This is a genomic window from Anaerotignum faecicola, from assembly GCA_024460105.1.
GTDB lineage: Bacteria > Bacillota > Clostridia > Lachnospirales > Anaerotignaceae > JANFXS01.
Genome location: JANFXS010000335.1, coordinates 1 through 436 on the forward strand (window position 1 = coordinate 1; position 436 = coordinate 436).

Genomic DNA, 436 nt, shown 5'->3' on the forward strand with positions numbered 1-436 from the left:
GGGGGCATGCTGGCCCATTTAAAAGGCGTCCCCCTGGCAAAGGGGCCGAAAAAACCGTTGGGCGCTGCCCTGACAGATATGGCCGCAAACATCGAGCGCCTTGAAAAGGGGAACGATCGCTTCTTCTCCCTCTCCATTCCCCGCCCGCTCTACATAGCCGCCGCTCATATCGGCTGGAGGAAGCAGGGCCGCGAAAATGGTCTGACTGTAAAGGAACTGAAATCGTAATACGAAAAACTCCCCTGCCGTTTGAATGGAATCCATTCCGACAGGGGAGTTTTCTATTGCAGCTTTCCTTCCCCGGAGACCGGGAGTGCAGGAAAAAGACTGGTTCTGATTAAATTCTGGTATCCCAGCGGCCGCAGAATACCGTTTCATTGTATCTGCCCTTAAACGGTGATTTTCCGGTCATTTTATCGATGGCGGCAGAGACCGC

At 53.7% G+C, this 436-nt stretch carries 1 protein-coding gene; it reads left to right on the forward strand.

Annotated features, from left to right (window positions below; genetic code table 11):
• Positions 1-228, forward strand: a 228-nt coding sequence (locus NE664_14250; GenBank protein MCQ4727797.1) for a hypothetical protein, incomplete at its 5' end; no start/stop codon positions are given.
• Positions 229-436: the final 208 nt, after the last annotated feature.